This is a genomic window from Marinitoga sp. 1135 (assembly GCF_013363245.1).
GTDB lineage: Bacteria > Thermotogota > Thermotogae > Petrotogales > Petrotogaceae > Marinitoga > Marinitoga piezophila.
Genome location: NZ_LBEZ01000020.1, coordinates 24,668 through 41,222, shown reverse-complemented (window position 1 = coordinate 41,222; position 16,555 = coordinate 24,668). Strand labels below are relative to the sequence as shown.

Annotated in this window: 17 protein-coding genes; 6 read left to right on the top strand and 11 right to left on the bottom strand. The window is 29.1% G+C overall.

Annotated features, from left to right (window positions below; translation table 11 throughout):
• Nucleotides 1-22: 22 nt before the first annotated feature.
• The 4 genes from XO10_RS09165 to aroQ are packed head-to-tail and all read right to left on the bottom strand — an operon-like array spanning nt 23 to nt 3,731.
• Entirely contained in the window at nt 23-1,240 is a 1,218-nt protein-coding gene (locus XO10_RS09165) for a U32 family peptidase (RefSeq protein ID WP_175418519.1), read from the bottom strand.
• 29 nt (nt 1,241-1,269) lie between these two features.
• Entirely contained in the window at nt 1,270-1,695 is a 426-nt protein-coding gene (locus XO10_RS09160) for a peptidylprolyl isomerase (protein ID WP_014297292.1), read from the bottom strand.
• 2 nt (nt 1,696-1,697) lie between these two features.
• Nucleotides 1,698-3,299, bottom strand: coding sequence for a DEAD/DEAH box helicase (locus XO10_RS09155; RefSeq protein ID WP_175418518.1), 1,602 nt, complete (start codon nt 3,297-3,299; stop codon nt 1,698-1,700).
• 3 nt (nt 3,300-3,302) lie between these two features.
• Nucleotides 3,303-3,731, bottom strand: a complete 429-nt coding sequence (gene aroQ, locus XO10_RS09150) for a type II 3-dehydroquinate dehydratase (protein WP_014297290.1) — start codon at nt 3,729-3,731, stop codon at nt 3,303-3,305.
• A 290-nt stretch (nt 3,732-4,021) separates the two neighbouring features.
• On the opposite strand from aroQ, the gene XO10_RS09145 reads away from it, so the two are divergent.
• The 3 genes from XO10_RS09145 (at nt 4,022) to XO10_RS09135 (ending at nt 6,795) form a co-directional block, all read left to right on the top strand.
• Nucleotides 4,022-4,468 carry a hypothetical protein gene (locus XO10_RS09145; protein ID WP_175421424.1) on the top strand — a complete coding sequence of 149 codons (447 nt, stop codon included), beginning with the start codon at nt 4,022-4,024 and terminating at the stop codon, nt 4,466-4,468.
• The gene (locus XO10_RS09140) at nt 4,441-5,985 is read left to right on the top strand and encodes a methyl-accepting chemotaxis protein (protein WP_368494264.1); all 1,545 of its coding nucleotides are present in this window, start codon (nt 4,441-4,443) and stop codon (nt 5,983-5,985) included. Before XO10_RS09145 ends, XO10_RS09140 begins: the two co-directional genes overlap by 28 nt.
• 120 nt (nt 5,986-6,105) lie before the next feature.
• Nucleotides 6,106-6,795, top strand: a complete 690-nt coding sequence (locus tag XO10_RS09135) for a hypothetical protein (protein ID WP_175421422.1) — start codon at nt 6,106-6,108, stop codon at nt 6,793-6,795.
• Nucleotides 6,796-6,806: 11 nt separating this feature from the next.
• On the opposite strand, the gene XO10_RS09130 is transcribed toward XO10_RS09135, so the two are convergent.
• The 3 genes from XO10_RS09130 to XO10_RS09120 form a co-directional block, all read right to left on the bottom strand.
• Nucleotides 6,807-7,175 carry a hypothetical protein gene (locus tag XO10_RS09130; RefSeq protein ID WP_175421421.1) on the bottom strand — a complete coding sequence of 123 codons (369 nt, stop codon included), beginning with the start codon at nt 7,173-7,175 and terminating at the stop codon, nt 6,807-6,809.
• Nucleotides 7,176-7,283: 108 nt separating this feature from the next.
• Nucleotides 7,284-7,679, bottom strand: coding sequence for a hypothetical protein (locus XO10_RS09125; protein WP_014297286.1), 396 nt, complete (start codon nt 7,677-7,679; stop codon nt 7,284-7,286).
• Between the two features lie 113 nt (nt 7,680-7,792).
• The gene (locus XO10_RS09120) at nt 7,793-9,379 is read right to left on the bottom strand and encodes a DUF4350 domain-containing protein (protein WP_175421420.1); all 1,587 of its coding nucleotides are present in this window, start codon (nt 9,377-9,379) and stop codon (nt 7,793-7,795) included.
• 109 nt (nt 9,380-9,488) lie between these two features.
• On the opposite strand from XO10_RS09120, the gene XO10_RS09115 reads away from it, so the two are divergent.
• From XO10_RS09115 to XO10_RS09105, 3 genes are all read left to right on the top strand, one after another.
• The gene (locus XO10_RS09115) at nt 9,489-10,265 is read left to right on the top strand and encodes a DUF368 domain-containing protein (protein WP_175421419.1); all 777 of its coding nucleotides are present in this window, start codon (nt 9,489-9,491) and stop codon (nt 10,263-10,265) included.
• A 499-nt stretch (nt 10,266-10,764) separates the two neighbouring features.
• Nucleotides 10,765-11,511, top strand: coding sequence for an undecaprenyl-diphosphate phosphatase (locus tag XO10_RS09110; protein WP_014297283.1), 747 nt, complete (start codon nt 10,765-10,767; stop codon nt 11,509-11,511).
• Nucleotides 11,512-11,545: 34 nt separating this feature from the next.
• Entirely contained in the window at nt 11,546-11,986 is a 441-nt protein-coding gene (locus XO10_RS09105; RefSeq protein ID WP_075780740.1) for a nucleoside-triphosphatase, read from the top strand.
• 24 nt (nt 11,987-12,010) lie between these two features.
• On the opposite strand, the gene XO10_RS09100 is transcribed toward XO10_RS09105, so the two are convergent.
• The 4 genes from XO10_RS09100 to XO10_RS09085 are packed head-to-tail and all read right to left on the bottom strand — an operon-like array spanning nt 12,011 to nt 16,555.
• Entirely contained in the window at nt 12,011-12,928 is a 918-nt protein-coding gene (locus XO10_RS09100; RefSeq protein WP_175421418.1) for an MJ1477/TM1410 family putative glycoside hydrolase, read from the bottom strand.
• The gene (locus XO10_RS09095) at nt 12,921-13,709 is read right to left on the bottom strand and encodes a nitrilase-related carbon-nitrogen hydrolase (protein ID WP_175421417.1); all 789 of its coding nucleotides are present in this window, start codon (nt 13,707-13,709) and stop codon (nt 12,921-12,923) included. The genes XO10_RS09100 and XO10_RS09095 overlap by 8 nt, the downstream gene beginning before the upstream one ends.
• A 4-nt stretch (nt 13,710-13,713) precedes the next feature.
• Complete coding sequence (locus XO10_RS09090) at nt 13,714-14,253, bottom strand: 5-formyltetrahydrofolate cyclo-ligase (RefSeq protein WP_175418513.1); 540 nt, start codon at nt 14,251-14,253, stop codon at nt 13,714-13,716.
• Nucleotides 14,219-16,555 carry a DUF2194 domain-containing protein gene (locus tag XO10_RS09085; RefSeq protein WP_175418512.1) on the bottom strand — a complete coding sequence of 779 codons (2,337 nt, stop codon included), beginning with the start codon at nt 16,553-16,555 and terminating at the stop codon, nt 14,219-14,221. The genes XO10_RS09090 and XO10_RS09085 overlap by 35 nt, the downstream gene beginning before the upstream one ends.

Below are 16,555 nucleotides of genomic sequence, written 5' to 3'. Positions count from 1 at the left end.
AAAAAAATAAAAGCTCCAGAATTTATTTCTGGAGCTTTTTTCTTAATATATCCATTTCTTCTAGATCAAGATCGACTTTTACTATTACATTTGGATTAGCCATCTCTATTTTTCCTTCTTCCTGGCCCTTTCTCATTTTAATCATTTCCGGCATTTTTATTTTTATTGGATCACCAACTGGTTTTATAATTTCAACTTCTTCGCCTACTGCAATCTTACTTCTAATTTCAAGTATTGATTTACCATCTCGGCTTTTACCAAGGACCTTTGCAACAATTTCATGTGTTTTATTATATGATGAAGAATCATAATTTTGACCTTCTGCTCCAGGATTGCCAAAGAAGAATCCTTTTGTATATTTTCTGTTACTTACAGAATTTAAATACTCCATCCATTTAGGATCATATTTAAAATTACCTTCATAATATTTATCTATTGCTTCTCTATATACTTTTGTTACTATTGCACCGTAGTATATTCCCTTCATTCTTCCTTCTATCTTTAAACTATCAATACCAGTATCCAAAATCTGATCAATAAACTCTATTGTACAAAGATCCCTGGAATTCATTATAAATGTTCCTCTTTCATCTTCATAAATAGGATAGTATTCACCTGGTCTGTTCTCTTCAACAAGATGATACTTCCATCTGCAAGGTTGAGCACATGCTCCTCTATTGGCATCTCTTCCTGTTAAATAATTACTCAACAAACATCTTCCTGAAATAGACATACACATTGCACCATGTATAAAAACTTCCAGCTCAACATCAGGTACTTTTTCCCTTATTTCGCGAATTTCTTTTAATGATAATTCACGAGCTAAAATAATTCTTTTTGCTCCCATTTCATGCCACACTTTTACGCTCATCCAGTTGGTATTACTTGCCTGAGTACTTACATTTATTTCAAGATCTGTATTGTCCCTAACTATTTTAAAAACACCTAAATCTGCAACTATAACAGCATCTACACCAGCAGATTCGAGAAATTTAGCATAATCTGCAACCTTTTCAATTTCATTATTATGAGCTATTATATTTAAAGTAACATATATCTTTTTCCCAAGAGAATGAGCATATTTTACAGCTTCTACTATCTCTTCATTTGAGAAGTTTCCAGCCAGAGCTCTTAAATTGAAAAATTTTCCGCCAAGGTAAGCTGCATCAGCACCATAGCGGAAAACCATTTTTAATTTTTCCATATTTCCGGCTGGAGAAAGAAGTTCAACCTTTTTCATACTTTCTCCTCCAGTGATTTTAATTATTTTTAGTTAATTTCTACAATTTCAATTTCAAAGGTTAAATCCTTACCTGCAAGAGGATGATTTGTATCCATTTTTACCATTTCATCTGTAACTTCAAGGATTTTAGCAAGGAATACATTTCCTGATTGATCTGCAAGTTGTACTGTTTGGCCAACTGCTTCATCTATATTAGGTGGAAAACTCTGTCTTGGTAATTCAAATACTTTTTCTTCAGAATATTCTCCATATGCCTCTTCAGCAGGAATAGTGAATGTCTTTTTTTCTCCAACTTCCATATCCATAACAGCTTTATCAAATCCTGGAATTACCTGTCCTGCACCTGCTGTAAATTCTAATGGTTCTCTTCCTTCTGATGAATCAAAAACAGTTCCGTCATTTAATGTCCCTTTGTAGTGTAACTTTACAGTATTTCCTTTCTGTACTTTCATAATTATTCCGCCTTTCTGCTTTTTTCTTTTGCTTTCGCAATTATTGGTTTTCTTCCTCTTCTTTTCTTTTTAAAAGATTCAAGTATAATCTCTGCATCTTCAAAAGACACAGTAATAAAAGAAAATTTATCGAGTATCCTTACATCTCTTAATCTAACATTATCAAGTTTTGTATAATCTTTTATTAATTTTAATATCTTTTCCTTTGTAATTCCGTCATCTTTACCAAGGGCCACAAATAATCTTGTTTTACCTTTCTTATCAACAAATGATTTTCCTTTAACTTCTCTAATTTCATTATAATTTCTTTCATCAAGTTCATCCTGAAAAGCATATTTTAATACTGCTGCAAGTACTTCATTTGCATTTCTATTTTCGAGCATTTCATTTGCTAATTCAAGATAGTTTTCATATGTTTCGCTTTCAAGGATATTATTTATTTCTGTTTTTATTCTATTTTTCTTTGATTCTATAACATCCTTTATTTTAGGAATTCTCTTTTTCTTTATATCGCTTTTTGAAATTCTTTTTATAAACAATAACTTTCTATATTCTTCTGGTGTAACAAAAGTAATAGCTGTTCCTTCTTTTCCTGCCCTTCCTGTTCTTCCAATTCTATGAACATACGATTCAGGATTTTGAGGCAATGAATAATTTATTACATGTGTCAAATCTGAAATATCAATACCTCTTGCTGCAACATCTGTTGCTACGAGAATATTTGCTCTCTTTGTTTTGAATTTTCTTAAAATTCTTTCTCTTTGATATTGGGATAAATCTCCATGTAATGCCTCCGCACTATATCCCCTATCAATAAGTCTGTTTGAAACAGTATCAACATCTACCTTTGTTCTACAGAATACAAGACCGTAAAACTCTGGTTCTATATCTATAATTCTACATAACGCCTCAAATTTATCTGATTCATTAACCTCAAAATATATCTGCTCTGTTAATTCCGTTGTTAATTGTTCTGGTTTTACAGAAATTATCTTGTAATTGCTCATATATTTTTTTGCAAGCTTTAAAATTCTTGATGGCATTGTAGCCGAGAATAAAAGTATTTGCTTTTTTTCTGGTGTATTTGAAAGTATTTCCTCTACATCATCTATAAATCCCATATCAAGCATCTCATCTGCTTCATCAAGAATTACATAAGAAACATGTTTTAAATCCAATGTTTTTCTTCTAATATGATCCAATATTCTTCCCGGTGTTCCAACTACGATATCAACACCTTTTTTAAGTCTTGAAATTTGGTTTTCTATTGATTGTCCACCATAAATAGGAAGAATATTTAACTTTTTTCTTCCTTTTAAAGAATTAATCTCCTCTGCAACCTGAATAGCCAATTCCCTTGTAGGAGTTAAAATTAAAGCCTTTACCTTTTTTGAAGGTTCTAATTTTTCAATTAACGGTAATCCAAATGCTGCTGTTTTACCTGTTCCAGTCTGCGCCTGACCAATTACATCAATACCTTCCTGTAAAAGAATTGGTATAACCTTTTCCTGAATTGGTGTTGGTTCCTCAAACCCCTTTTTCTTTAACGCCTTTAATGTACTTTCTGATAATCCTAAATCCTCAAACTTTACTAGCTTTTCCATTTTCTACCTCTTTCCTATGATTTTTTTCAGGTATTCCAATGCCAGGATATACCCATCGAGTCCTAACCCTGTAATCTGTCCATCGCATACAGGGGCTATTACACTTTTCTTTCTAAATTCTTCTCTTTTATATATATTAGAAATATGCAATTCGATTTTAGGAACATCAATTATTTCCAGAGCATCCTTAATTGCATAACTATAGTGTGTATAAGCACCTGCATTAATTATAAGCCCATCAAAATCCATTTTCTGAAGTCTGTTAATAATTTCTCCTTCAAAATTTGACTGAAAAACTTCTGTTTTTATTTTGTTCTTTTCAGACCAATCTTCGATCAATTTCAAAAGATCCTGATATGAAAAATTACCATATATTTCTTTTGGGCGTTTGCCTAACATATTAAGGTTAGGACCATTAACTATTAATATCATACCATAATTCCTCCATAAAAAAATTTTATATTTCCATTCTTAACTCAACCTTTCCAATATTGTTACTGCAACTCTTTAAAAACTCATAACATAGTATTATATCATAATAATCTTTCAATTAAAGACAAATCCTTCCAAATCCAGAACACCCGTTAAACTTATTAATATAACATTAATAATAAATAATGGATATTTAATATTAATATATTTTTTTTGAAATTTTTTATCATATATTTTATGATATAATTTCCTTGCAAAAATTCGAATTTTTAACAATCGGAGGTGTAATTGTGAATTCTATTAGAAGAAAAATACTTATAGTATTCTCAACAATTATAATTTCTGCTGGAGCTTTTGTTGGATTTTTTCTGTATTTTTATTTATCAGCATCACTTGAAAGTCTAATTGAAGAAAATTCATTTTCCATTTTAGAACAACAGACATCACAGGTAGAAATGTTCTTTAATTCGTTAATTCATGAAATGACACTTATCTCAAACAAAAAAATCTTTAAAAATATGAACATGACTGATTCAATTGCAATCTTAAAAAAAGATAATGAAATTTTAGATGATTACAGCATGTTATTTATAGCAGATAAAGATGGAAATGCCTACACAACAACAAATGTAAAAACCAATATTGCTGATAGAGATTACTTTAAAAAAATAATGAACGGAAACGATATTGCTATAAGCGACGTTTTAATATCGAAAGCCGACGGAACATCTATATAGTTATTGCACATTCGATTAGAGATGAAAATAATAAAACCATAGGTTTAGTTGGTGGTACAATTTCTCTTGAAAAATTTCTGAATTTTGTTAGCACTTCAGCAGAAGGTAATTATAGTTTTATCTTAGATTCACACGGAACAATGATTGCACATACAATAAAGAAATTTATAGGAAGCAGTGTTTTTAATTTAAATTATAAAGGTTTAAGTGAAATTGCGCAAAAGATGATCAATGGTGAAAAAGGTTATGGTGAAATTACTGTTGAAAACAATCAAAAAAGAATATTAATCTATGCACCTATAAAATCAATGAATTGGTCTGTTGCAGTTTCAATTCCAAAAAGCGCTTTACTTGCAAAACTAAGAGGTATTGTTAATTTCTTTGTATTAATTGTAATTTTAGCTGCTTCAGTTGCAGTTATTGTTTCAATACTACTTGGAAATTCTATTGCTAAACCTCTTGAAAAACTCTCAAATGATGTTAAAAAATTTGGCGAAGGTGATTTAACCATTAAATTTAGCGCAAGAGGTAAAGATGAAATTGCAAGAATTGCAGAATCATTAAATTACATGGCAAATAATCTCAGAAATTATTTAATTAGTGTAAGAAAATCTGCTTCTGATCTGGAAGAATCAGCCGTAGAACTTGAAGAAAATGCAAGAATTCAGTCAACACAAATGGCAAAAATTACAGAAAAGACTGAAGATATGGATAAAAGCTCAAATTTAGTTTCTTCTTCCATTGAAGAAATGAATTCCGGAGTAGAAGAAATTTCCGCTTCAGCACAAAATATATCAGAAAATTCACAGAACTTATATGAAGAAGCAAAAGATGTTTCTCAAACTGCTACTGAAGGTAGCGAATCAATTTCAAAAATAATTACAACAATAACAAATGCTGTTAAACAGTCTGATATTACAATAAATACCGTTCAAAATCTCGCAAACAAAGCACAAAATATTGAACAGATAGTAGAAACAATAGAAAATATCACAGAACAAACTAATCTCCTTGCTTTAAACGCTGCAATAGAAGCAGCAAGGGCTGGAGAAGCCGGGAAAGGATTTGCTGTTGTTGCTGATGAAATAAGAAAATTAGCAGAAGAAAGTAAGAGGGCTACAGAACAAATTGCTGAAATATTAGGAGAAATAAAAGACGGTGCAGACGATGCAAGCGATGCTACATCAAAAACAGGTGAAATCATAAAAGATGTAGAAGCTGAGGCTAATATTGTTGCAGAGAAATTCTCAAATATTACTCAAAAAATCCAGAATATCACCGTAAATATAGAAAATCTCAGTGCAAGTGCTGAACAACAGGGTTCATCTACAGAAGAAATTGCAATGGGAATGGATAGGATTACACGGGAAATTATAAATATCTCAGATGAAATCACAGAAATTGCCGATTCAATTGAAAATCAAAATATAAGCTTGCAAAAATTAGAAGATATTACTGAAAGACTTTCTGAAAAAGCTCAAATCCTTGTAGATGGTTTAAAGAAATTTAAGATTTAACCCTTTTAATCAAGTCTCAAAAATGAATCTCCCTGATTTTCAGGGAGATTTTTTATTTATTATGATATAATATTAATATAACAGTAAAAATAGACGAATTATATAAAGGAGGTGATTCTGATGAGAATAAACGGAGAAAATTTTAATTATTTTAAGTACACTGAAATAACAAAATTAGAAAACACAAAGGAATTTGAAGAAAAAAATAAATCAAAAAACAATGAAAACAATAAATCTGCAAATAAATCCCCTAAAGGCGATGTTTATGTAAAAACAGAAATAGAGTATATGAAAGCCACTTATTCCAGCGTAGTTGGAAAAAAGATTGAAATTGATCCTTCAAAATGGAAGGATATGAATGAAGAATCTCAACAGATGTATGATAAGTTTAAAGCATGGGTTGAAGATAAAATAAAAAAGCAATTAGGTATTACAGAAGATGAAAGAGCAGAGATGAAAAAAGAACTTGAAGGTGATGGGTATTGGAGTCCTGAGTCTGTTTCAGATAGGCTTATTGAATTTGCAAAATCCATATCTGGTGGTGATAAATCAAAAATCGATTTATTGAGAAATGCCGTAAAAGAGGGATTTCAGAGCGTTAGAGATATGTTAGGAGGAAAACTTCCAGAAGTTAGCGAAAAGACTTATGATCTGGTTATGAAAAAATTTGAATTGTGGGAAAAAGGTGAAGACGAGAATATGGAAATAACAACAGAAAGCGGAGGAGTCGAATACATAAAGGTTAATCAGGAAGTTATAATTGAAAATAACAATGAAAATAAGGATAATAATTTACCAGAAAATAAATAAAGAAAAGCTGCCTACGCAGCTTTTCTTTTATAGTTAATGAATTTTTTTGAAATATAAAACACCAAAATAATTGATAAAATACCAAGATAACTTGCAAGAGAATCATATAATGAAAATTGCCTGTATGGAGAAAGCGCTTGAATATACTCACTTGCAACTGGAAGCGTTAATATTAATCCTATTGAAGGTATAATATACCATTTTTTGTTAATCAATCCTTTTAAAAATAAAAACATCCCTCCAGCATATGCAAGAAAATGCCATATTTTATCTTCTCCATAAAATCTCGAATAATTAAACGGTGGTTTTGGAGTTACTGAAAAATATATTAATACTAACAGATATAATACAAATAATATATTCCATATAATCTTTTTCATAACCAAAACCTCCAGAATATTTTTTATATATTATAACATGTTAATATTTCAAATAATTAAAAAATATAATAAATAAAAAAAGCTCCCGAAGGAGCTTTTAGTTTTTTATCAATAATAAACATCCAAATCAATTGAAGTATCATCAGGATTTACCCATTCAGAATCAAATGCTTGATCGTCATCAGAATATTTTTTGTCTCCATCTTTATCCTGATATACAAAAACTGTTGCATTTCCTCCAGCTGGTACCGATACTTCTATGCTATATTCAGATTCATCTGGAGTTATTTCTTTTAAATTAGTAACACCTTCTTTTGGAATATTATCTAATGTTGTACTGAATGTTCCTACTACATACGCGAGATAATAAGTGCTATCATCTGTATAATAACTTCTATCATCCCAATTAATTTTTACAGTTGCATTTACCTTTGCTGGCCCCAAACAACTTGTTAAACTCAAAGCAAGAATTAAAATACCTAAAAATACCAATGTTTTTTTCATAAAAACCACTCCTTATAAATTTAAAGTAGATATGTATTAATATTACTCTAAAATTATTAAGGAGTGATGTCTTTTTGGTTAATTTTAAAGATAGTTAATCTTTTTTTAAAAAATTAATAAATAAAATATTTGATTACATTTATTGCTAACTTAGCATCATCGCCCCATTGCCAGCCATTATGCAATAAATCACCAGAAGCTCCTGTTCCATCGTCAAAAGGTGAGCTATCTCCTATTGCAACAACCTTACCTTTGCCATAATTAGTTACTATCATATATGGTTTATTTTCAGAATTAGCAATTAATACTTTAATATTATCATTTAATAGTTTAATTGATGAACCATTCCATACTCCTATTTTTCTAATTCCTTCTGTAATTGGATGATTGTAAATATGTGCAAGTGGTGCTTCTTCAAGGTCATCGCCTGTAAATTTAAATCCAAAATCTTCTACAAATGTATTAAATATCTTAGGTGAATCCCAACCATTGCCATTTCTATCAGAACCACCATGATCAGATATAATAAATAATGATCCGCCATTTTTTACAAAATTCAAAATTGCTTTAATTTCTGTTTCCTTAAATGGTTTATTTGGTTCTGGAATTACAAGCACATTATACATATTTAATATTTCTTCTGTTATATCCTCTTTTATTTCATTAACCTTTAATCCCATATTTCTTATTGCATCTGCAAAATCCGAATATCCCCCATCAATAACCCAGTCGGCATTTCCAGCAGTTTGGCCATGATTATTATCAAATAACACTCTATTTTTATATGAATCCTTTTTAAGATCTAATTTTATAATTTTCATACTCATTTTATTATTGTTTTTATCAGCTATTGATCTCAATACAAGTTTTGTAGCTTTATTTATGTCTTCCACTTCTAATTTCAATATTTTTTGTGTTTTGTCCAATTTATAATCTTTTATATTGGTTTTTAATATTCTAATGGTTTTATTCAATACAACTGATTTTTCACTTATTGGTTCATTGAATTCAACATAGATATAATTTCCTTTTATTGCATAATCCTTTACTTCAGGCGGGAAAACATCATCAACAACTATATCGTTTATATCCCTTGGCCACAATTCATATGCTGACATATATTGTCCAAGCACCCCTACAACTTCCATTGTAATTCCAACTTTATAGTAAGCAGGATTAATCCCTGTATTTTCTCTTATAAACACCATTCCTTTACCGCTTCCATCGTCAATGTATATCTTCCTCATATCAAATTTGTCAATTTCTACAATTTTTCCTTTTGTTTTAAGATATAATCCTTCATACTTTTCATTATTGATATCTGCAGTTTTTATAATCAATGGTTCTGGCAATGGATTATTATGAGATATTATTTTATAATAATGTGAAGGATTATCGCTCTCAAGAATTAATTCTTTATTATTTTTATGAGTCCAGAGATATCCTTTTGCTTCAACTAAATCCCCTCTTTTTACATCTTTAAATTGGCCGCCTCTATAATATAGATTAATTCCTCCTGTTTTATCCTGCAAGAAAATTATATTAACATCAAAAGGTCCTGGTTCAACTGTTACAACACCTCTAACAACAACTGTTTTTAAATCCTTTAAATTTCGAGCATCAGAAATACTGCTAATAGCAGAAAATGCGAAAATACCTATAAATAAAAACACAACTAACATTACTATACTTCTTTTCATTCTTAATCCTCCCTTTTTAAATTTTTAAATTTAACATAACATTATATCATAAAAATAGCTGAATAATAATGTATAATAAATAAGAAATATTTTGATTGGAGGGATATTATTGAAGGATTTTATTTTAGGGATTTTAATGGGAATTGCAAATTTATTACCTGGTATAAGTGGTGGAACTATTGCTGCTATTTCTGGAAGATATGAAATAATTTTAAAAGCTGCTTCTGATATAATTTCTTTTAAATGGAATAAAGAAGCATTTAAGATTTTGACCTCATTAATTGTAGGTATGGGCGTTTCAATAATATTCCTTTCAAAAATTTTATCTTTTTTGTTTGAAAAATATCCTGAATATTCATATGGAATATTTATAGGACTAATTATTGGAGGCCTTTTTTACCTTATTTCACAGATAGAAATTAAACAAAAATCTAATATATCAATAATAACTATATCTTTTGTTTTAACATACTTTTTATTAAGATTTGCCGAGAGTTTGGAGACATCAAACGGAAATGTTAGTATGTGGTATTTATTTATAGGAGGCATAATAGGCGCTGCAACAATGGTACTTCCTGGAATAAGTGGCTCTTCAATGTTGTTGATTATGGGAATATACAAACCTATTATTGATGCTATATCTAATATGGACTTTTCTATTTTAATTCCTTTTGCATTTGGTGTTGGCGGAGGTTTGATTTTTGTTATACTTGTTCTTGAAAAATTGCTTGAGCGGTTTAGGGATCATGTTTTGTCTTTTTTAATTGGTCTAACAATAGCGGGAATGGTGATTATCTTCCCAATAACCTCAAAATTATTGACTTATGTATTTTTAATTGTGGGTATTTTTCTTTCAAAATATCTTGAGAGGATTCTTAATGAGTAGAAAAGTTGCAATTGAAAAAATAAAAGTTCTTTAAAAATATCGTTATAGAAAACTTCATAAAAAGATTCATTCAAGCAGGTGAAATTTCTTATAATTGTGAAAAATAAAAACTAAGAATTTCCCGCAGCGGGGATTAAAGATAGTTGGAAAAAATAAAAGCGAGTGAAGGCTCGCAGAGTGCCTGAAAAAATTGCGAGTGGAAGGGGTCAAAATCACACGGATGTGATTTTGAGTGAAGACGAACATGGATGTGAGTCTGCAACGACCCCTGAGAACGAGCAATTTTCGAAGATTAGCACTCAAGTCGCCTGAAAGAGCTTTTATTTTTTCCAACACAAAAATTTTTCAAGGATTAGAAATTCTTGCCGTCTGAGCGAATATTATTTTTCTACTTTCAAAAAAAATTTTCGAGGATTAGCAACCAGCTTGTTTGAGGGAGTTTTTATTTTTCTCAATTATCAACAAAAATAACAATTATATAAAAAGAGAGGTGGAGGATGTGCAGGAAATTATTTTGGGTATAATTCAGGGATTAACGGAGTTTTTGCCAGTTTCAAGTTCAGGACATCTTGCTTTATTTTCAAAACTCATTAACTTTAATCCCGACGTTTCTTTTTTCGCTTTTTTACATTTAATGACATTTTTCGCAGTTTTATTGTTTGTTTATAAAGAAGTGTGGTTTATTTTAAAAGGTATGTTTACAATGGATAAAAGTGCCTGGAATCTTGCTTTGAAAATTATTGTTTCTTCAGTGCCAGCTGCAATAATTGGTATTTTATTTGAAGATCAGATTTCTGAGGCATTTTCTTCGCTTAGACTGGTTGGATTATTCTTTTTATTTACATCTGTTGCAATGATTCTATCCGATAGATTTGATGGGAAAAAGGAATTAATGGATATTTCATATATAGATGCTATTATAATTGGTTTATTTCAAGCAGCTGCTATTTTTCCTGGTATTTCAAGAAGTGGATTTACCTTATTCGGTGCTTTGCTTTTAAATACAAAAAAAGAAGCAGCTTTAAAATATTCCTTTTTAATGAGCCTTCCTGTAACCTTTGGTGCTGGATTACTTGAAATAAATGACGTTACATTTACAGCACCTGTAATATATTCAGGAATATTTACCTTTATTTTTGGCGTTATAGGATTGTTTATTTTAAAGAAAACCGTTATAAATGGAAAGCTTAAATATTTTGGTTACTATACTGCTCTCGCAGCAATAGTAAGTTTTATTGTTGGATAATTTTTAATTATTAATAAAAAAAGGGGGGCTGGTTTTGAAGGTATTACTAACTGGAAAAATGGGGGTTGGAAAAAGTACTATATTAAATAATGCAATAAAAAAATATAATATAGAACATGGGATTTTCACCAGAAAAATAGACGATTATGTTTATGCCTGGTTTTTGAATAATGAAAATCAAAGATTTATTATAGGCGAAAAAAGTATATATGGAATGAAATCCGTTGATAAAGGTTTTGAATCTTTAATAAAGCAAATGAAGAATATCAATAAACCAGATTTTTTTGTAATTGATGAAATTGGTTATATTGAATTATCTCAACAAAAATATCTTGAAGAGCTAAAAAGAATTATCGATGAAAGCCAGAATTTTATAGGCGTTATAAGATTATTCTTTATTGAACGATATGAGTTTTTAAAAGATTTAGAGATTATTGAAATTACAGAAGAAAATCGAAATAATATTATTATATAAAAATAGAGAAGGAATTTTCCTTCTCTATTTATTTTGATTAAAATATTTTATTCCTGGCGATATAGTATATAATTTTTGGTCTTTTGTTGCAGGATAGGCTAAAAATCCATATTCTTCACATAAGGAAATAAAGTCTTTTACTTTCTCTATATCTGATTCTTTTTCATTATAAATATAATCTATCACTATAATTGTTTTATTATGCTCTTTAAACTTCGTTATATAATTTAATCTATAATCTATTTGTTTTTCTTTCCGTTTTTTCCCTTTTATATAAAACAAACTCTCAATTCCCAATCCATCTATAGATTCCATATATTTTCCGTTATAATCATAATCAATTATGGATTCCGCATTTTGAACAAATATTTTAAAATTTTTCCTTTTACTCTTTGCATATTCTGATAAATCTGCTATAAGGTTTATCATCTCTTCTGCTGTTGCATATATATCATAACCATGGTCAGCCCAATATAAATATGAATCAACAAGATCTATATAAACTCCATCAAATCCCTGATCTATTATTTTATCTATATATTGGTGCATAATTTCCTTCCATTCCCAATGCCAGTATTTTACCTTATAATTACCAGGCCACTTTGAATTCTCTTCACCTATAAAATCTGGAGGACTATTATTCCACCATTTTTCCCAATAAAACCTGTAGTCTTCTGCTTCTCCTACGCTGAGATAAGACAAAACTGTACTTCCATTTGTTTGTAACTTTCGTATTTCATATCTGGAAAATTTGTTTTTTTCACTACCATCATGTGAATAATCAATTATTATATATTCTGGTTTGTAATATAATGTAATTTCATTTATATCAACATTACCAAGCTGATAGATAACAGGAACTTCCTGTTTTTCAATAAATAGCGGCATTAAAAAAGGAATCGTGAGTACCGAAATTAAAAGTACTATAAATATTCTATCCATTGAAATAAAATTCCGGCCTCCTGTCTTCGAAGATATTATTCAATTTATTTAATTGCTTGTTATTAGCTTCTTCAGGATTAATTTCAATAGTTTTCACCATATCTCCTTTTTCCGGAAATCTAATTATTACTTCTCCTTTTGGATTGGTTATCTGACTCATACCAGTAAAATTATTTGTATTTAATGCATTTATCTCTTCGCCCCATCTGTTTGAGGTTACTATAAACACATGATTTTCAAGAGAGCGGAATTTATTTGCTTCCTGACAATATGGCATAACAAGATTGGCACTATGCGCTATAACCTGTGCACCTTTTAATGCAAGCGTTCTAAATGATTCTGGATAAAACCAATCAAAACATATTGCAAGTCCTACTTTTACTCCATTAACTTCCTCTACCCAAAACCCTGTATCCCCTTTTTCAAAAAACACCTTCTCTTCATAGAATAAATGTGTTTTTCTATAAATTCTTGTTTCTCCTGTACTTTTTATTAAAACAGAAGAATTATACAATTTACCCTCGTCTTTTTCAACAAATCCAAAAACTATATTGGTATTTTTTTCCTTAGCTATTTTCTTAAATGTTGTGATAGAATAACCATTTTTATCTTCAGCAACCCATTCAACTTCTGTATGTGTATTAAATGTATAACCTGTAAATGTCAGTTCCGGAAATACAAACAAGTCTGCTTCTTTATTTTCTATTAACTTTATCGCTCTTTCTATATTATCTTTTACCTGAAATAATTCCGGTTTAAATTGCACAAGCCCTATTTTCATATCTTTATCCTCCTAAAATTCGTTTTTCAGTTATCACAAGATTCATCTGTATATCATGGTCATCAACAGGCAATTTTTCTAATATCTGGAAGTCAAATCCAACTCCTATTAACTGAGTTTTTTTGTGTACTGAAAAATATCTGTCAAAAAATCCTCCACCATATCCTAATCTATATAAATCAAGGTCAAATGCCACTCCTGGAACAATATAAATATCTATATCTTCAGTATATTCCGTCCCTTCTGGTTCCATTATTCCAAACTTTCCTTTTTTCAGTTCATTAATATCATTAACAGGAATAAAAATCATTTTTTCATCGCTTATTACTTTGGGAAAAAGGAATATCTTATCTTTGAATAATTCCATTAAATTTAATACGTTTACCTCTTTCCTGTATGGATAATAAATCGCTATTGTTTTGAAATTTTTGGATTTTAAATAATTATATATTTTTTCAACGATTATTTTATTATTTGATTCATATTCTAATTTAGAAAGATTTTTCCTTTTAGCGATTATTTCCTTTCTTATTCTGCCCTTCATAATAACTATCATCTCCACTGAATTTTATATTCATAATGTTATCATCCATTTCAATAACATATAATTTTGATTCTGGATAATAGTCAATTATTTTTCCGTTTATAATATCATCAATACCACTCTGGGATTTTACATAAAAATACTTTGGAAATATGGAAGAATCAGGAATTACAACTGTTAAATTATTTCCATTCCATTTATATTTTACATTTTGTGTTAAATAATCAAAATATATTTGATATGCTTCTGAAGCTGTATGATTTCTTAACCATGGGAATTTTTTCTTAATAGTTAAATAGAATGTCCTTAAACTGCTGTACATCTCCATCCATGTTTTATTTTCCGGATTTCGACCTTTATCAAATAAATCATCAGGATGAATAAAATGCTGAAATGCACCAAAATTTGCAAGTGTATTTATTGTAGCTATATATATTCTTTTTAAAGGATAATATCCATATGTAGACCTCGGAATTACAAGTGTAAAATTATTTATAATCTTATACTCAGAAAATTCATCTTTTGCTTCATATGATGTACCTATTGTTTTTATTTCCGGAATTGCTTTTAAAAGCTGATTTGCCCCAAACTCATCTATTATGTTATTAGGAGCAACATAACTTGATAATTCTATTGGATGTCCCAATATTTTTTCTATAAATGTTTTTGCTGCTCTTAAACTGAGTAATATATTGTTTGGATTTGGCCATCTGTCTTTTGTTAATGAATTATGATTATAACCATGTAATCCTAATTCAAACTCTGATTTATCTATTTCTCTAAGTGCTTTTAACGGAGAATTGGTATTACTCATTAAAAATTCCGAAAATTCAAATGGTGGATTGCTTGAACCATTATAACTTAGAGGTGTAACAAAGGTATATTTAATATTGAATTCTTTGGAAAATTTCTTTATAGACGGCCACCAGATTGTATAGTAATATTCATCATCTGTGATGTCTTTCCCATTAATCTTTGCACGAACAACATTGTATGATGGCAATGGAAAATCATCTATATAGAACATAAATGAATTCAAAAATCCACTTATGCTATTTTTTTGCATTGACATTATTGACTGAAAAATCAATCCTCTTATATTCTTTAAATATACATCTGGATTTATATAACTTCTATATCCCTTTCCTTCTTTTTGATACCATATCACCGGAACACTTTTTCCATCTCCACAGAAAAATGCCAGAGGTTTTATATTTCCCGGTAAGTCTATATGATAATTTAATTCAAAATACATATTTATATATGATTCTGTTGCTGTATTAGTTAAAGGGAATAAGTCTTTTGTAAATGAAATTTTGTTTATATTGATATTATCTTCTTTTACATAGCTGCTCCATGGCGTATTAAATAATTGTGTGGAATATATAAATGTTCCCCCACTATTTATAAATTTCTTTATTGTTCTTGTTTCAACATATTTTGCATCTGTATTCCATATTATATATTTATATGGAATAAGGTCAAAGAAAGAGAGTTTATAAAATTGTTCTACGCTTATCACATCAAAATTTTGTTTTGCATATAATAATATCTTTTTTATTTCATATTGAGAATCCAGGTATTTTTGATTGTCGTATTTTGTATTGACTATCAAAAATTTATTCAATGTTCCAACTTCATGATTTATAAATCTATGTATAAGTTTATTAATATTGATTATGAGATTTCCATTTTTATCAACAAAACTATTGAATATTGCGGCACCACCATTATCTGTCAGAAATATCATTGGATACTCTTCATTGTCAATTTTATAGGTTAATATATTTTCCATATGATTGTCAAAGGTAATATACTTTTCAACAGGAACTTTATATTCACTATCCGGTTTTTTTAAAAAATAGTCTGAAATACATTCAATTGTATAATCTTCTAATTCTCTATATCCATATTTATACTGAACACCAATTTTATTTAATAAATTATTCATTTCCGAAATATCTGCACTTGCACCTATATTGTTAAAAAAGAAGTATATTCCTCCATTTTCAACAAATGTTGCCAGTTGCCTTAAATATAATTCGGGCTTAGCCATCTCAGAAGAATAATACCATGTAATTACTCCAAAATACTTTTCATTTGTTATCTTATAATAATTCATCTCTTCAACATTCTTTAATTCGTATCTAATATTATTTTTTTCCAGAATAGGAATAATATGATATTTAAACATCATTTCACCATAGTTTTCTGATTGTTTATATAGCAATAAAAGTTCCTTTTGAGAAAAGGATAAAACCGCAATAATAATTAATATTAATAATAAAATTTTCTTTTTCAT